Source organism: Streptomyces sp. 549, assembly GCF_030124175.1.
GTDB lineage: Bacteria > Actinomycetota > Actinomycetes > Streptomycetales > Streptomycetaceae > Streptomyces.
Map to the genome: position 1 here is coordinate 136,183 of NZ_JASKMT010000001.1, position 15,357 is coordinate 151,539.

13 protein-coding genes and 2 pseudogenes are annotated in these 15,357 nt (G+C 73.0%); 6 read left to right on the forward strand and 9 right to left on the reverse strand.

The window, feature by feature from the left end; all coding sequences use genetic code 11:
- Positions 1-103: 103 nt before the first annotated feature.
- The 3 genes and pseudogenes from QNO07_RS00570 to QNO07_RS00580 all read right to left on the reverse strand — a co-directional run bounded on the left by QNO07_RS00570 (position 104) and on the right by QNO07_RS00580 (position 2,473).
- Positions 104-724 carry a hypothetical protein gene (locus tag QNO07_RS00570; RefSeq protein ID WP_283989274.1) on the reverse strand — a complete coding sequence of 207 codons (621 nt, stop codon included), beginning with the start codon at positions 722-724 and terminating at the stop codon, positions 104-106.
- On the reverse strand, positions 721-1,341 hold the full coding sequence (locus QNO07_RS00575) for a hypothetical protein (RefSeq protein ID WP_283989275.1): 621 nt from the start codon (positions 1,339-1,341) through the stop codon (positions 721-723). The genes QNO07_RS00570 and QNO07_RS00575 overlap by 4 nt, the downstream gene beginning before the upstream one ends.
- Positions 1,342-1,559: 218 nt before the next feature.
- Positions 1,560-2,473 (reverse strand): annotated as a pseudogene (locus tag QNO07_RS00580) (D-alanyl-D-alanine carboxypeptidase family protein).
- Between the two features lie 251 nt (positions 2,474-2,724).
- Between QNO07_RS00580 and QNO07_RS00585 the strand changes: the two are divergent.
- Entirely contained in the window at positions 2,725-3,573 is an 849-nt protein-coding gene (locus QNO07_RS00585) for a DUF1206 domain-containing protein (protein WP_283989276.1), read from the forward strand.
- A 145-nt stretch (positions 3,574-3,718) separates the two neighbouring features.
- Here the strand turns inward: QNO07_RS00585 and QNO07_RS00590 are convergent, their stop codons facing one another.
- Positions 3,719-3,937, reverse strand: coding sequence for a hypothetical protein (locus QNO07_RS00590; protein WP_283989277.1), 219 nt, complete (start codon positions 3,935-3,937; stop codon positions 3,719-3,721).
- A gap of 10 nt (positions 3,938-3,947) precedes the next feature.
- Positions 3,948-4,364, reverse strand: a complete 417-nt coding sequence (locus QNO07_RS00595) for a CBS domain-containing protein (protein WP_283989279.1) — start codon at positions 4,362-4,364, stop codon at positions 3,948-3,950.
- 205 nt (positions 4,365-4,569) lie between these two features.
- Between QNO07_RS00595 and QNO07_RS00600 the strand changes: the two genes are divergently transcribed.
- Positions 4,570-5,349, forward strand: coding sequence for a VOC family protein (locus QNO07_RS00600; RefSeq protein WP_283989281.1), 780 nt, complete (start codon positions 4,570-4,572; stop codon positions 5,347-5,349).
- Positions 5,350-5,534: 185 nt separating this feature from the next.
- On the opposite strand, the pseudogene QNO07_RS00605 reads toward QNO07_RS00600, so the two are convergent.
- Positions 5,535-5,843, reverse strand: a pseudogene (locus tag QNO07_RS00605) (hypothetical protein); the annotation flags it as partial.
- Positions 5,844-5,902: 59 nt separating this feature from the next.
- On the opposite strand from QNO07_RS00605, the gene QNO07_RS00610 reads away from it, so the two are divergent.
- The 3 genes from QNO07_RS00610 (at position 5,903) to QNO07_RS00620 (ending at position 8,577) form a co-directional block, all read left to right on the forward strand.
- Positions 5,903-6,853: a Ppx/GppA family phosphatase gene (locus QNO07_RS00610; protein WP_283989282.1), complete on the forward strand. Its 951-nt coding sequence runs from the start codon at positions 5,903-5,905 to the stop codon at positions 6,851-6,853.
- 88 nt (positions 6,854-6,941) lie between these two features.
- Entirely contained in the window at positions 6,942-7,916 is a 975-nt protein-coding gene (locus tag QNO07_RS00615) for a fibronectin type III domain-containing protein (protein ID WP_283989283.1), read from the forward strand.
- A 130-nt stretch (positions 7,917-8,046) separates the two neighbouring features.
- Positions 8,047-8,577 (forward strand): hypothetical protein, encoded by a 531-nt coding sequence (locus tag QNO07_RS00620; RefSeq protein ID WP_283989285.1) that lies wholly within the window; start codon positions 8,047-8,049, stop codon positions 8,575-8,577.
- Positions 8,578-8,623: 46 nt separating this feature from the next.
- Here the strand turns inward: QNO07_RS00620 and QNO07_RS00625 are convergent, their stop codons facing one another.
- Complete coding sequence (locus QNO07_RS00625) at positions 8,624-10,000, reverse strand: cytochrome P450 (RefSeq protein ID WP_283989286.1); 1,377 nt, start codon at positions 9,998-10,000, stop codon at positions 8,624-8,626.
- 172 nt (positions 10,001-10,172) lie between these two features.
- On the opposite strand from QNO07_RS00625, the gene QNO07_RS00630 reads away from it, so the two are divergent.
- Positions 10,173-11,810: an FAD-dependent oxidoreductase gene (locus QNO07_RS00630; RefSeq protein WP_283989287.1), complete on the forward strand. Its 1,638-nt coding sequence runs from the start codon at positions 10,173-10,175 to the stop codon at positions 11,808-11,810.
- A 70-nt stretch (positions 11,811-11,880) separates the two neighbouring features.
- On the opposite strand, the gene QNO07_RS00635 is transcribed toward QNO07_RS00630, so the two are convergent.
- Together QNO07_RS00635 and QNO07_RS00640 are read right to left on the reverse strand one after the other, a co-directional pair.
- Positions 11,881-13,914 carry a CocE/NonD family hydrolase gene (locus tag QNO07_RS00635; protein WP_283989288.1) on the reverse strand — a complete coding sequence of 678 codons (2,034 nt, stop codon included), beginning with the start codon at positions 13,912-13,914 and terminating at the stop codon, positions 11,881-11,883.
- 99 nt (positions 13,915-14,013) lie between these two features.
- Positions 14,014-15,285: an ATP-grasp domain-containing protein gene (locus tag QNO07_RS00640; RefSeq protein WP_283989289.1), complete on the reverse strand. Its 1,272-nt coding sequence runs from the start codon at positions 15,283-15,285 to the stop codon at positions 14,014-14,016.
- Positions 15,286-15,357 lie beyond the last annotated feature (72 nt).

Genomic DNA, 15,357 nt, shown 5'->3' on the forward strand with positions numbered 1-15,357 from the left:
CCTGTCAGACCCCCTTCGGGCAAGGGTGGTTGAAGCAGACACAACGGTGCGGGGCGGGAGCCGGCGTTCCCGGCTCCCGCCCCGCACCAGTGGTACCGGCGGCTCACACGTGCAGCAGCCGCTCGGTCAGTTCGCGGTACTGCCGAAGTGCCAGCCGCAGGTCCTCGGTCTCGCTGCGGTCCTCCGAACCGCGCAGGGCCGCCTTCAGCAGACGGTGCCGCTCGGAGAGGGAGTCGTTGAGCTGCCGCAGCGTCTCCTCCAGCACCTGGTCGGCCTCCTGCACGGCCTCGCGCGGGCTGTCGACGAAGTTCGTCGTGGCCGTGTGCAGGCGCTCGGTCAGCTTGTCCCGCTCACCGTGCGGCACCAGGCTCTCCTCGTCGCCGCGGTGCCGCGGCCCGTCGTCGCGGGCACCGTGGTCCGGCGTTCCGGCGGCGGTCGGGGAGCGGTCGGAGGAGACGGAGCCGCCCGGCTGGTCGAGCAGCCCGGTGTCACGGGCTCCGGAACGGTTGTCGCCTGTGCCGGTCGCCGCCGGAGCGGCGGCCGGGGTGCGGGCCCGGCCGGGGCCTTCGGCCGGGGAGCCGGCGTCGGGGCGGCCGGGCGCCGCGTGCCCTTCGGACGCCGGGTCACCGGGGCGCGTGGCACCGACGTCGGTACCCACCGGTGCGCCGCCTTCGGCTCGGGCGTCCCGCTCCTGGTTCGTGCCGCGTGCGTTGTCGGTCGTCATGCGGTGTCACTTCCCTTCGTCTGGTGCCGTCCGCTGATCTGCGGCGCCCGGCTGTCCGTGGCGGCCGGCCCCTGCCGGTCGTCGCCGTTCGGGCCGCCCATCAGCGCGTCGAACAGGGCACGGCCCTCGACCAGGGCTTCGCGCATGTGCTCGGTGCCGGCCTCACCCCGGGCGGCGGAGTGCACCTTGCGGTACCCCTCGACGTGCTCGGCGTGGTGCACGGACAGCGCGTCGGTCTGGTCGTCGTAGTGCTGGGAGGCCGGGTAGCCGACGTCCTCGGCGAGGCGGCCGAGCAGCTGCTCGGCCTCGGCGACGGCCTGCTGCGGGGAGTCCACGAACCGTTCCTGGACGGCGGCCCAGTGGTCGGTGTACTGCTGCCGCGACTCGGGCGGCAGTTCGCGGGTCTCCAGCGAACCGTGCCGGTCGAGGCGGGCGCCGAGTTCTTCGTCGGCTGCGCGGGTGTCCCCGTTGTGGCGGGCGAGGACCCGGTCGTACTCGGGTCCGAAGCGGTGCTTCAGGTTGCGCCCGCCGCCCTTGGCCCGTACGGCGTACAGACCGACGGCAGCGACAGCGAGGACCAGCACCGCGACCAATACGATGATCACGACTGTGGACATGACGTGGTACCCCCGGCTCTCTGCTGTTGGAGGGTTTTGGACTGTCCCCGCTCGTTTTGCCGCGAATACGATCGGTAAACTCTCCGCCGCCCGCGGGACCTGCCCGCACCCCGGAACCACGCGCCCGGCACACCCCCGCAGAGCCCCGCCGACGGACACGGGGACGGGCTGCGCCAGCTGTGGCGCCGCCCGTCCCCGCGTCCCGTGCGGTCCCGGCGTCAGTCGCGTTCCGCACCGGCCGGAAGCTGGCGCAGCGTGACCTTTGACGCCGCCTTCTGCTGGAACGCCCAGTCGAGCATCCGGGTCGCGTCCGGGTAGCGCGACTGGCTGTTGAGGATCACGCCGACCACCGTCCGCCCGTTCCGGGTCGCCGCGAAGACGAGGCAGGGCCCGGCGGTGCTGCCGGTGCCGGTCTTGATGCCGACGACACCCTGGTAGGAGCCGAGCAGCTGGTTGGTGTTGTACCAGGTGTAGGTGCGGCCGTTGGTGGCCTTCTGCACGGTCTTGGTGGACTTCGCCACCGTCTGTATGTTCTTGCTGGCGAGCGCGTACCGGCCCAGCTTGGCCATGTCCCGCGGCGTGGAGTAGTTGGAGCCGGACTGGGAGATGCCGTCGAAGGAGTCGAACCGGGTGTTCTTCATACCCAGGTCGGCGGCCTTCTTGTTCATCTTGGCGATGAAGGACTTGGTGCGCGCCGCCGTGGTCGAACCGGTGCCGTAGGCGTCCGCCAGGGCGTACGCCGCGTCGCAGCCGGAGGCAGCATCAGGCCGTACAGCAGCTGGCGCGCGGTCAGCTTGTCGCCGGTGCGCAGGTCGGCGGTGCTCCCGCCCTTCTTCGCCACGTAGTCCCGGTACGCCTGCTTGACCGTGATCTTGCGGTCCAGGTCGGCGTTCTTGGTGCTGACCACCACGGCAGCCGTCATGATCTTGGTGGTGCTCGCCATCTGGCGCTTCGTGTCGGCACCCTTGCCCCAGAGGGTCTTGTTGGGGCCGCTGTCGAGCAGGAAGGCGCCCTTGGCCTGGATGCCGGACGGCCCGGTCGCGGCCTGCGCGGGCACGACCAGCGGCCCTGCCGCGAGCACCGCGCCGGCCGTGACCGCGACAGCGGCCGACCTGCCGATCCGTCTCCTGATGAGTCTCACTGGACCTCCGTCTGTCACTCCCCGAGGCGCGGGCCGCCGCAGCGGACCCACGCGTCCCGCGCGACGCGCGGGCACGTGCACACGGACCATCCAGCCACCCGAATGGTTGTACGGGGACGCGCCCCGCACACGCGATGGCCGAAAGCCGTCCCCGGTGCGGCCGGATGCTCGTTTCTGCCGCGGTTCGCCGGGCAAGCGGGTCAGGGCCCGACCCGGGGAGTCGGGACCAAGGAGGCTTGAGGATGAACGCACCATCGGTCACACGCGGCCGGAACCACGCCGAACGCGGCGCGCGCAGGGCCGCCAACAGCCGCGCCATGGGCGTGGCAGCCCGCTGGGGACTCGCGTCCCGAGGGGTGATCTACCTGCTGATGGGCGCCATCGCGCTGCGCATCGCCTTCGGCGGCGAGAGCCAGGAGGCCGACCGGGGCGGCGCCCTCCAGGAACTCGCCTCCCGGCCCTTCGGCGCCTACCTGGTCTGGGCGGTGGGCATCGGCCTTGCCGGTATGGCGCTGTGGCGGCTCTCCGAGGCGGCGGTGGGCGTCGCCGGGCCCGACGGGCACAAGGCTTCCAAGCGGGTGGTCTCCGGATTCCGCGGTCTCGCCTACGCCGTCATCACGTACTCCGTGCTCGCCGTCGCCGCGGGCGCGAAGAGCAGCGGGTCCAACTCCAGCGACAAGCAGTCCAAGGACGCCACCACCCAGGTGCTGGACCTGCCCGCGGGCCAGTGGCTGGTGGGCGCCGCCGGTGTCGCCATCGCCGCGGCCGGGGTGTGGACCGCGGGCAAGGCGCTGATGCGCAAGTACCACGACGAGCTGAAGCTGGGCGAGATGTCCGCGACGGTCCGGCGGATCGTCGACGTGCTGGGTGTGGGCGGCGGCACCGCGCGCGGCGTGGTGTTCGCCGCGGTGGGTGTCTTCGTCGTCCAGGCCGCCGTCCAGTACGACCCGGACGAGGCGGAGGGGCTGGACAACACCCTGCGCTCCTTCGCCGAGACTCCCGCAGGCCCGTGGCTGCTGGTGGTGGTCGCCACCGGGCTCGTCCTCTTCGGTGCCTTCTCCCTGGCCATGGCCCGCTACCGCAAGGTCTGACCACTGCAGGGTCTGACCGGGCCGCCCGGCGGATTGCCGGACCGAACGCCGAGGGGCCGCACCACACAGCGCGTGGATCGCGTGTGGTGCGGCCCCTCGCCGCGTCTTGGCGCCGTGCCCGCCGCGGCTTGGCGCCCGCGGCTGCTCAGTCCTCCAGCGCACGCAGCGCGGCCCGCGCCTCGCGGCGGGTGAGCCCGCCCAGGCGGGCCACCCGGCCCCTGGTGCCCGCGGCCCGGCGCAGCAGCGGCAGCAGGGTGGCGCACTCGCCTTCGCGGTGCCGGACGCGCTCCAGGCCCTCGGGGCCGGTGCGCACCATCAGGCGCGGCGTGCCCGTGGGCCGCCGCTCCTCCGTCCCGGTCCACATCCGCGGCACCTCAGTCCACCGACAGGGCTTCGACGAGGTCGCCCACCTGCGGGTCGGGCAGCGCCCTGGCGACATCCGCCTGGGCGACCATGCCCACCAGGCGGTGCCCGTCGATGACCGGGAGGCGACGCACCCTGTGCTGGGTCATGGTGACCATGATCTCCTCGGCGCCGTCGTCGGCGCCGATGGTGACGACCTCCCCCTGAGCGAGGTCGCCGACCTTCACGTCGGCGGGGTCCTTGCCCGCGCCGAGTACCTTCACCACCACGTCTCGGTCGGTGACGACGCCCTTCAGCTTGTCGTCGGTGCCGCAGATCGGCAGCGCGCCGACGCCCAGTTCCGTCATCCGCTGCGCCGCCCTCAGCACGGTGTCCTCGGCTCCGACGCACTCGGCGCCCGGAGTCATGATGTCTCGTGCCGTGGTCATGCCGCCTCCTCTAGTCGTTTAGTCGTTCTGTCGTTGGCCTGCGTCGTCCGCCGGCAGGTGCCGGCCCGAGCCGGGTTTCCCGTTGCCCCAGGGGCTAACCCGTGGAGGTGCACGGCGTTGGCTCCGGTGGCGTGTGACGCCGCCGGGACCGAGGGTGGAACGCAACGACCGTCCCCACGGAAGGGAGGCGAGCACCTTGCCGGTCATGGTGCAGGCCCTCCAGGGCGCGCCCTGCTGGGTCAGCCTGATGGCACGCGACCTTGAGGCCGCGCAGGACTTCTACGCCGCCGTCTTCGGCTGGCAGTACACCGCCGGGCTGCACAAGCCGGGTGGCCGGACCGTGGCGCTCATCGACGACGTGCCGGTGGCGGGGCTGGGAACCATGGCCCGGGAGACGCACTTCCCGGTGGCCTGGACGCCGTACCTGGCGGCCGACGACGCGGACGAGACCGCCGCCCGCATCCGGGAGCGCGGCGGGACCGTCGCCGTGGGGCCGATGCAGTTCGACGGCGGCCGTGCCGCGTGGGCAGCCGGGCCGGACGAGGCGGTGTTCGGTATCTGGCAGGGCGAGGTGACACGGCGCTGGGAGGTGGGCGGCCGAAGCGGCTCCACGGCGTGGCTGGAACTGCGCACCCGTGATCCGTTCGCCTCCGCCCTGTTCTACGGCGGGGTGTTCGGATGGGACACGCAGCACTCCGAGCGCTTCGACATCCGCTTCGAGGACGACCGCGTGGTGCTGCGGATCGCCGGACGCCGGGTGGCGCAGATCTCCGGCGGCGCCGACCGCTCCGCCGCCACCCGGCACAGCTGGCCGCAGTGGCACGTGCACTTCCAGGTTGCGGACGTGCCACGGGCCGTGCGCCGGGTCCAGGAGGCGGGCGGCAGCCTGGTCACTCCCCCGCACCGGGGTCCCGCCGGAACGGTGGCCGCGTGCCGGGACCGCGAGGGCGGGCTGTTCCACCTGGTCCGGGAGGACACCGACTGATCAGCGGCGCCCCGCAGCCGCAGGACAGCGGCCGGGCGGGCACTGGCACCGGTCGGTTCGCGACCGGGCCGCCGGGCCGGGTACCGGGCCCGCTCAGCGTCACGGCGGCGCCCGCCACCGCGCGGGAGGCCGACGAGCACCCAGCCCCGCAGGCTGCGGGACGCCCGCACCCGTCGCCGGTGGTGCGTGAAGCGCTGGTGGAGCAGGGCCAGGCCGAATAGCACCGCCGGCCAGGTGACGGTGTGGAACAGTCCGTCCCACAGAACCGCCGGGGCCCACGCCGAGCATGAGCCCGGGCAGCCTGTCGGGGGGCGGGCCTGCTGTGGGCCGGCCGGGCGCGTGGTGCCTGCGGTACCTGCCGTGGGTGCTCCGTCCGCCCGACCGGCCGGTCGGCGGATGGCCGCCGGGCGTCGGGGTAACCGGTCGGACGGCGGGTGAACGCCGCCGCGCTGACGGGTTAGAGCGGCCCTCCGGGACGGCCGGAAGGTGCTCATGACAGAATGGCTTCTTTTTATGGGGGTACTTCGCTCAGATGCGTAGAGGTGTTCTGGACGTGGGATCGCAGTCGGCGTCACTTCTGGTGGCCGACTCGGTCAAGGGTGTGCTGGAACCCGTCGACTCGGCCCGGCGGCGGCTTCGCCTCGCCCAGCTGGCCGGTCGGGACGGGCGGCTGGGGAAGGCCGCCGCCGACCGGATCGCGGACGCGGTGGCCGAGTGCCGTGACCGGGCCCGCGAGGCGGGGGCCGAGGAGCTGATGGTGTACGCGACCGCCGTGGTGCGGGAGGCGCCCGACCGCGCGGAGCTGCAGCGGACGGTGAAGGAGCGCACCGGCGTCCGGCTGCCGGTGCTGCCGCCCGGCCGCAAGGCCGAGATGGCGTTCCTGGCCGCCCGGCGCTGGGCGGGCCGCAGGGCCGGGCCGCTGACGCTGCTGGACATCGGCGGCAGCCGCCTGGAGGTGGCCGCCGGGGACGGCCGTCCGGACTTCGCGATGAGCCTGCCGCTGGGTGCCGGCCGCCTCACCCGGGAGTGGTTCGCCGGGCAGGACCCGCCCGAGCCGGAGGTACTGGAGCGCCTGCGCCTGCACGTGCAGGGCGAGCTGGCCGACGCGGTACGGCGGATACACGACTCGGGGCCGTCCACCACCGTCGTCACCTCCCGCACCTTCCAGCAGCTGGCGCGCCTGTGCGGGGCGGCGCCGCGACGCGCCGGACCCCGGGTGCCGAGGGTGCTGGGGGTCGACGACCTCGGCCGTGCGGTGGAGCAGCTCGCCGCCCTGCCCGCGCCGGAGCGCGCGAAGCTGCCGGGCATCTCCACCGCCCGTTCCGGGCAGGCCCTGGCGGGCGCGGTCGTCGCCCACGAGGCGATGCGGCAACTCGGCCTGGAGAGCGTCCGGGTGTGCCCGTGGGCGGTCCGGGAGGGAGTGATCCTGCACCGGGTGGAGACGGCCGACCGGCCCGGTCCGGCGGGCCCGTGGCAGCGACTGGAGCCGATGGGCGGCTGCTGACCACCGGGCCCGGTGGTGCGATCCCTTGATGTGCGGCGGCAGCTGTGCCATATATGTCTAGACCATTGCTCCGATGGGAAGGCATCCCGTGCGACGCATACCCGGCCCGCTGGCGCTCGCCGCTGCCGTGTGCCTGCCGCTGACCGGCTGCGGACTTCTCGGTGACTCCGACGGCCGGCCCCCCACGCCGCCGGCCGGACTCACCGTGCAGGCCAGCAGTTCCACCTCGGCACACGTGATGTGGAACAAGTCCACGGACGACGTCGGGGTCACCGGCTACGAGGTGTACCGGGACGAGGAGAAGGTCGAGGAGGTGCCGGGCGACCGGTACATGGTGGACGTGGCCGGGCTGGAGCCGTCGGCGGAGTACACCTTCACCGTGCGCGCCAAGGACGCCGCCGGCAACCTCTCCCGGCCGAGCCGGAAGGTGCCGGTGACCATGCTGTCCGCCGACACCGACGACGAGGAGCCGCCGACCGCACCCACCGGCCTCACCGGTCGCGCGGAGGGCGCGCGGGCGGCCACGCTCACCTGGAAGAAGTCCGAGGACAACCTGGGCGTCGCCAGCTACGACATCCACCAGGGCGACACCCGTATCCACAGCGTTCCCGGCGACGAGACGTCGACGCTGGTGACCGGTCTGCGTCCCGGCACCGACTACGTGTTCACCGTCCGGGCCCGGGACACCGCGGACAACGCCTCGCCCGCCAGCAACGCGGTGGAGCTCACCACCGCCACCGGTCCCGGGGGCGGCGCCAGCACCGCACCCGCGGACTTCACCGCCACCAGCAGCCGTACCGAGGGCGGCTGGGACCTGGAGCTGACCTGGACGCCGCCGAGGACCGGCGGTGAGGTGGCCGAGTACGAGATCCACCTCGACGGCGAGTTCGCCACCACGCTGTCCTGGGGGGACAGGGCGCCGGACCGCGAAGCCGCGCACAGCTTCTTCATCAGCGACCGCGAGGGCACCACCCACCGGGTGAAGCTGCGGGCCCGGCTCCCGGACGGCACCTGGGGCCGCTTCTCCGCCGAACGCACGGTCACCACCGGCGCACGCGGCTGAACTCCGCGCCGTGAGCGCCCCCGGGGCCGTCTCCGGGCCGTCCCAGGGGCCGGGACGGGCGCCGGTTCGGCCCCGGCCCCGAGTGGGCACCCGGACGCGGACCGTGCCACGACGACCCGGGAGCGCACCGATGTCCCACTCCTACACCGCCGCCGAGAAGGGCGGGCAGGAAACGAAGATGCTCCGCATCTACCTCAACGACCACCTCACCGCCGCCACCGCGAGCGTGGAACTCGCCCACCGGCTCCGCGACGGACACACCGAGACGGCCATGGCCGTCGACCTGGAACGGCTGGCGGCGGAGGCCGAGCAGGACCGTGCCGCGCTGCTGGCCGTGATGCGCTCGCTCGGCGTACCGGTGAGCCGTCCACGCCTGGTGGCCGCCTGGCTGGGTGAGAGGGCCGGCCGCCTCAAGACCAACGGCCGCCTCACCACCTCCTCACCGCTGCGGACCGTCGTGGAGCTGGAGGGGATGCTGCTGGCTGTGCAGGCCAGGATTCTGCTGTGGCGGCTGCTCGCGGGGCTCGCCGACGCCCCCGGGCGGCTCGACGCGGACCGGCTGGAGGAGCTGCGGTTCCGCGCCGAAGCGCAGGTCGACCTGCTCGAACGGCTCCGGCTGCGCGCCGCCGACGAGGTCTTCCGCCCCGCACCCGCCGTCTGAACCCGCCGCTGCCGCCGACAGCCCCCGGGCCCGCCGGGTCCGGGGGTCAGGCCCCGTCACCGGCCGGGTGGACGGCGAACTCCAGGCCGTAGTGGTTGATCCCGGCCGGCAGCGGCCGGTCGGGGCCGAGGTCCGCAGGCGGCGAGGAGGACTCCAGCGACCAGGAGTGCCCGGCCAGTGACTCCGCCAGCCAGGCGCTCATCGTGAGCAGCACCAGGTCCTGGCCGGGGCAGCCCGCCGGGCCCGCGCTGAACGGCAGCAGAGCGGGGTTGGTGGGCGCGGCGCCCTCGAGCCAGCTCTGCGGTGCGAAGCGGTCCCGCGCGTCACCGGCCGTGGCGGAGCGGTGCAGGTAGGGCGCGTAGATGACGAAGAGCGTGCCGGCAGGCACCGTCCTGCCGTGCCACTGCGTCTCCTCCCTGCTCTCGCGCAGGATGAGCGGCGTGGTCGGCCACAGCCGCACCGACTCCATGGCACAGGCCCGGAGGAAGGGCAGCATCGGGGAGCCGTCCCTCCGGGCCTGCTCTGCCTCCTGCCGGGCGCGGGTGGCCTCCGCCGGGTGGGTGGCGAGCAGCGCGAAGGTCCGCCACGTGGCCCAGCCCGCCGCGTCGTAGGCGAACAGCCAGTGCGGGACCTGGCCGACCGGGTCCGTCCCGTCCGGCAGTCCCTCCGCACGGGCGCGGGCGATCAGCGTGCCGTGCTCGGCCCGGTCGGCGTAGGCGGCCAGGCGGCGCGAGAACGCGGCGCGCAGCAGCCGGCGGCGGGGGCTCAGCATCGCCCAGTTGCCGGCCGCACGCAGCTTGTTCAGCTGGTCGGTGATGACGGTGTCGTGGCGGGCCGCGTCCCCGAGGGTGATGCGCCGGACCGCGCGCCACCAGGCGGCGTCGAATTCCTCCCAGCCCACCACGCTGCCCGCCTCGCGGGCCTCCACCAGGTCACCGGCCTCCTCCCGCACGATCCGCGTCAGGCGGTCGGCGAGGCTGTGCACGGCCTTCCCGGTGTCGAGGACCTGCTCGTTGAGGTGGCGGCGCGCGGTGCGCTCCCTGCCCTCGCTGATCAGCACACCGTGCGGCTGGAACTGGCTCAGCGCGGCGTGCTTCTCCCACGGGGCCGCGCTGAACGGCTCGGGGGTGCCCTCCAGCAGCCGGGTGCTGTCGCCGGGGTCCAGGACCAGGGCCGCGGGCCGTCCCCGGCCGAGCAGCATCAGCGGCCCGGCGCCGTACCGCTCGTGCAGTCGCTCCGACACCTGCACTCCCTTGCCGTCCCAGTCCCGCCGGGCGGCCGTCGCCAGGTTCCCGGGGCGGCGGATGATCGCGCCGCCGGCGACGGCGGGCAGCAGCACGTACCGCAGCACCTGCATGCGCTCCCTGGCGTCCGGGCGGGCCAGGCGGCCGTGGGTGGAGGGCGTGCCGTTCAGGGGCTTCATCAAGGGCGCTCCGATTCGGGTGTGGTCCGTGGTCTGCGACGGTGGTCTGCGGTGTTCGGGTGAGGTGTCCGGGTACCTGCGCGGGCGGTCCCTGAAACGGCGCGGACGGCGCCGGCGCAACCGGTCGGCCCGGGACCGTTACGTTCGGGCCGCGCGGGGAAACCGCGTCCCCATGGCTCTTGATGGCACCGTGCACGGCTCGTACTGGATGGAATCGACCGAGACCACCTCCCATCCGCCGCTCACCGGCGCGCTGGAGGTGGACGTCGCCGTGATCGGCGGCGGCATCGCGGGGCTCAGCACCGCCTGGGAACTGGCCCGCCGCGGCCGCAAGGTCGCCGTGCTGGAGGCGGACCGGATCGCCGCCGGCGTGACCGGCCACACCACGGCGAAGCTGTCCGCCCTGCACGGCCTCACCTACTCGGCGGTGCGCAGGGCGCACGACGCCGGGACGGCCGCACTGCACGCGCAGGCCCAGTCGCACGCCGTGCAGCACGTCGTCGGTGTCTGTGCCGATCTGGGGCTCGCCGTCGACCTGGAGCGCGCGCCCGCGTTCGTCTACGCCGAGTCCGAGAAGGGCGTGGAGAAGATCCGGGAGGAGGCGGACGCCGCCCGCGAGGCGGGGCTGGCGGCGTCCTTCGTCACGTACACCACGCTGCCGTTCCCCGTGGCGGGAGCGGTGCGGGTCGACGACCAGATGCAGTTCCACCCCCGCAAGTACCTGCTGGGGCTCGCCCGCGACATGCTGGAGCACGGCGCGGTGATCCACGAGCGCACCCGGGTGGTCGAACTCAAGGAAGGCTCGCCGTGCCGGCTGACCACCGAGTACGGGGCGCAGGTGACGGCCGGCGACGTGGTGGTGGCCACGCACTACCCGGTGTTCGACCGGGCGGTGATGTTCGCCCGGCTGAAGCCGCGCCGCGAGCTGGTGGTGGCAGGGGCGATCCCCGCAGAGGACGACCCGGCAGGCATGTTCATCACGCCCGAGCACCGCACACGTTCCGTGCGGACCGCGCCGCTGAGCAACGACCGGCGCCTGCTGCTGGTCACCGGGGAGTCGTTCACGCCGGGAGACGAGGGTGTCGCCGAGCGGTTCGACCGCCTCAGCCGGTGGGCCCGCGAGCACTTCCCGCGGGTGTCCCTCGACTACCGGTGGGCGACCCAGGACAACGACACCGAGGACTCCCTGCCCTACATCGGGCTTTTCCATCCGGGAGCCCGCCACGTGTGGGTGGCCACCGGGTTCGGCGGCTGGGGCATGAGCAGCGGGGTGCTGGCCGGGACGCTGCTCGCGGCAGCCGTCACCGGGACGGACTCACCGCCGTGGGCGAAGATCTACGACCCCCGCCGGGTGCCGCGGCTGCGCGCCGCCCAGAAGCTGGTGAAGTTCCAGGCGTCGGTGGCCCGGCACTTCATCGGCGACCGGGTACGCACCCCGCACGCGGACTCCGTGACCGAGATCGCCCCGGGTGACGGTGCCATCGTGCGCATCGACGGCAGGCGCTGCGCGGTCCACCGCGACCACGACGGCACGCTGCAGGCCGTGTCGGCCCGCTGCACGCACCTGGGGTGCCTGGTGCAGTTCAACGACGCCGAGACCACCTGGGACTGCCCCTGCCACGGTTCCCGCTTCGGGGTCGACGGCAGCGTCATCCAGGGCCCGGCGACCTCTCCGCTCCAGGCCCGCAAGGTGGCCGAGGGCGGCATGGCCGCGGACGGGCCCGGTGCCGCCGGGAGCGGCGCGGAGGACGGAGCCGGGCCGGGCGAGGACGGAGCCGGGCCGGGCGGGGGCCACGACCGCCGGGAGTGAGCCGGCGGACACGGACGCTGCCCCGCAAGCGCGCGCTTGCGGGGCAGTGCCGTGTTCGGGGATGTGCGGCTCAGAGGTGGTCGCGGGGCAGGGTGAGGTTCCAGGTGCGGGAGAACACCCGCCGCTCGCCCTCGTAGCCGTCCAGCGTGGCGTCCACCAGGAACTCCTCCGGGGTGCAGCTCAGCACGGTCCGGGTCTCGGTGCGCACGTGCCAGTCCCCGCGCCGGAACGTCATCGTCCACGCGGACTCGCCACGTGCCGAGTCGAACTGGTCGGCGATCGAGTCGTAGCGCTCGTACGCCCGGCGGCCCACGTCGAGGTCGATGTCGTCGAAGTGCACGACACCGGCGTCCTTCACGATCTCCAGCGCCGAGCGGTAGTCGACGAGGTCACGGGAGACCTTCCAGCTCTGCTCGGGAGGCCGGGTCCGGCTGCTGGCCAGCGGCTCGGCGCCCTCGGGCTCCGCGAAGCCCGGCGCGGCCGGTTCGGTGCCGTCCGCCGGGCGCACCGGCAGCGTCAGCGTGGACGCGCCCGCGTGCACGCCCAGCAGCACCGGGCGCGGCGGCGGCCAGGCCAGCGGCCAGTACGACGTCGACAGCGACAGCCGCACCCGGTGGCCCGGCGGGAACGCCTGTGCCACGCCGTTGAGGCGGACCACCGCCCGGTACCGCCGACCGGGTTCCAGGGGCTCGGGCTCGCCGCCGCCCGCTCCGGCCTCGTCGACCCGGTTGAGGTTGAGCAGGCCGTAGCTGACGCGGGTCGCGCTGCCGTCCGGCGCCACGTCCGACAGCCGGGCGGCGATCATCGCGACGGGCTCGCTCACCGTGAACTCGAACTCCACCGACGGCACACCGAGGATCTCCAGCCGGTGGGTGAGCACGTCGCTGTCGAAGACCAGCGAGCCACCGTCCTCCTCCCTCTGGTCGTAGGGCAGGTCGGGCGGCGCGTTGTAGGAGGCCCACTTGCCCGCGAACTGCCCCACGGAGAGCGGCGACTGGATGGTCAGCGCCTCGTCCTCCGGCTTCTCGTGGGGCGCGCAGACGCGGTGCCTGCTGAGCGGGTGCGCGGTGGGTTCGATGCGCGGCGAGGGCCAGTCCTCCTCGCTCACCCAGCGGCCGGGGCGCTCCTCGTAGGAGGTGGAGGGCGGCACGCTCTCCTGCATCCACGCCTGCAGCACGGGACCGTCCATCACACCGTTGTCCCGGTCCTTCAGCCAGTGGTCCCACCAGCGGACCAGTTCCTGGAGGTACCCGATGGCCGGGCCCGGCTCACCCAGGTGGGGGAACTTGTGCGACCAGGGGCCGATGAGGCCCTTCGCGGGCACCTTCAGGTTCTCCAGCAGCCTGGTGACCGCGTTGGAGTAGCCGTCGGCCCAGCCGCTCGACGCGAGCACGGGCACCTGGACGGCCTCGTAGTCCTCGCACACCGAGGCGTGCCGCCAGTAGTCGTCCCGGCGCTGGTGGCGCAGCCACTCGGCGACCCAGGGGCCGCTGCTCTCCAGCCGCTCGTGCCACATCTCCCGCCAGCGCTCACCGACCAGGGCCGGATCGGGCGGCAGCGTCGCGTAGGCGAACATGGTGCCGGCCTCGGCCAGGTTGTCGGAGAGCAGGCAGCCGCCCATGTAGTGCATGTCGTCCGCGTACCGGTCGTCGGTGAACGACGCGATGGCGATGGCCCGCAGGCTCGGCGGGCGCCGGGCCGCGACCTGCAGTGCGCTGAACGCGCCCCAGGACAGGCCCATCATGCCGGTGCGCCCGTCGCACCACGGCTGGTCGGCGATCCAGGCGAGCACGTCCTCCGCGTCCTGCTGCTCCCGTTCCAGGTACTCGTCGCACAGCACGCCCTCCGACTCGCCCGTACCGCGCAGGTCCACCCGGACGCAGGCGTAGCCGTGCCCGGCGAGGTAGGGGTGATGGACGGAGTCGCGCACCGAGGTGAGGTCGCGCTTGCGGTAGGGGATGTACTCCAGAACCGCCGGCACCGGCTCGTCGTCGGCGCAGGTCGGCCGCCAGATGCGGGCCGACAGGCGGGTGCCGTCGGAGACGGTGATCCAGACGTGCTCCTCCTGCTGGATGGCGTACGGGAAACTGCTCACCACGCGCATGTACCGGTTCTCCTCCCGGAGTGGCTCGTTCTGTCGGTCGGGACGGGCGGGGGCGCCGGCCCGGCCCCGGGCGGGGTCCGGGCCGGCGCCCCCGGTGGGTCACTCGTCGAACTGGAAGTCCAGCGCCGCGGTGCACCGGTCGTAGGCGGCACACAGCTCCTCCTCGCTGTCCGCCCCGATGTACAGGTGCGCGAGTTCGAAGCTGTAGCTGTCCTGGCCGGGCATCTCGGACAGTCGCTGGCCCTGCTCGGGCACGATCTCGATCTTCACACCCGGCTCCTTCTCCATGAGGGCCGCGACCTCCTCGCCGGTGGGCACCCGCCGGGCGACCCCGTCCTCGAACCGACGGTAGTACCACTTGCCGGAGACCTTGAAGCGGCCCTGGTCGTCGGGCATCCGCGGGTCGTGGCCGAGTGCGAGGCTCACCATCGCATGGTGGTTGGGCACTCCGTCGACGAACTCGAACAGCTCGGCGTGGGACTGGGAGTGGCGCGGGTTGATCTCCAGCAGCCTCACCCGGTCGGTGGCGCGGTCGTAGAAGAACTCGATGCTGAAGGTCGCCGAGTCCATGCCGATCTGCTCCATCACCCGCCGGGAGATGTCCTTGATGCGCCCGGTGACCTCGTCCGGCAGCGACGAGGGGTACTGGTGGCGCAGGAAGCAGGAGCTGTCGGGGTAGTTGTGCGAGTCGAGCACGCCGTAGACGGTGACCTCGCCGTTGTACACGTAGCCCTCGGCGGCGACCTGCTCACCGGTGATCTGCTCCTCGGCCAGGCAGGCCTCACCGCCGGCCGCCTCGACCTCCTGGGGCAGCTCGATCTGGTCGAGCACGTACTGGAAGGGGCGGCCGATGCGGGAGACGCCCTCACGGATGCGGTCGACGGCCTCGTGGAACTCCTGCTCGTCGGCGACCCCGTAGGCGAGTTCGGAGGAGTACGAATTCACCGGCTTGAGCCACATGGGGAACGACATCCCCTCCGGGACCTTCGCCTCACCCTTCAGGTCGACGATGCCGAAGCGGGGTATCTCCTCGATGACCTTGCCCTGCTCCAGCCGGCTCCAGAACTTGTGCTCGCACTTGACCACCGCCTCCAGGCTGGTGCTGCGCAGGCCGTAGCGGCTGCAGAGCATCGGCACCAGCGTGCTGACGGGGAAGTCCCAGTAGCCGACGATCGCGTCGACGGACCCCTCGAAGGCGTCCAGCTTGACCTGGGCCTTCTTCAGGAGTTCTTCCGGGTCGATTTCGCCGTGCTGTAGCTCCTCGATACTCAGCAGTGAATGAAACGTGCATTCCTGCGCTTCCGGAACCTCCCGGAGCGTGTCCAGGTTCCCCTCGTCCAGACCGATGACGAACACATTGGAACGACTCATGCGTGAGTTCCTCCCCTGTTGGCCTCACGAGGCAACGCACGTGAAAAGGCGTGTGTGGTTTCTTCTGCGGAG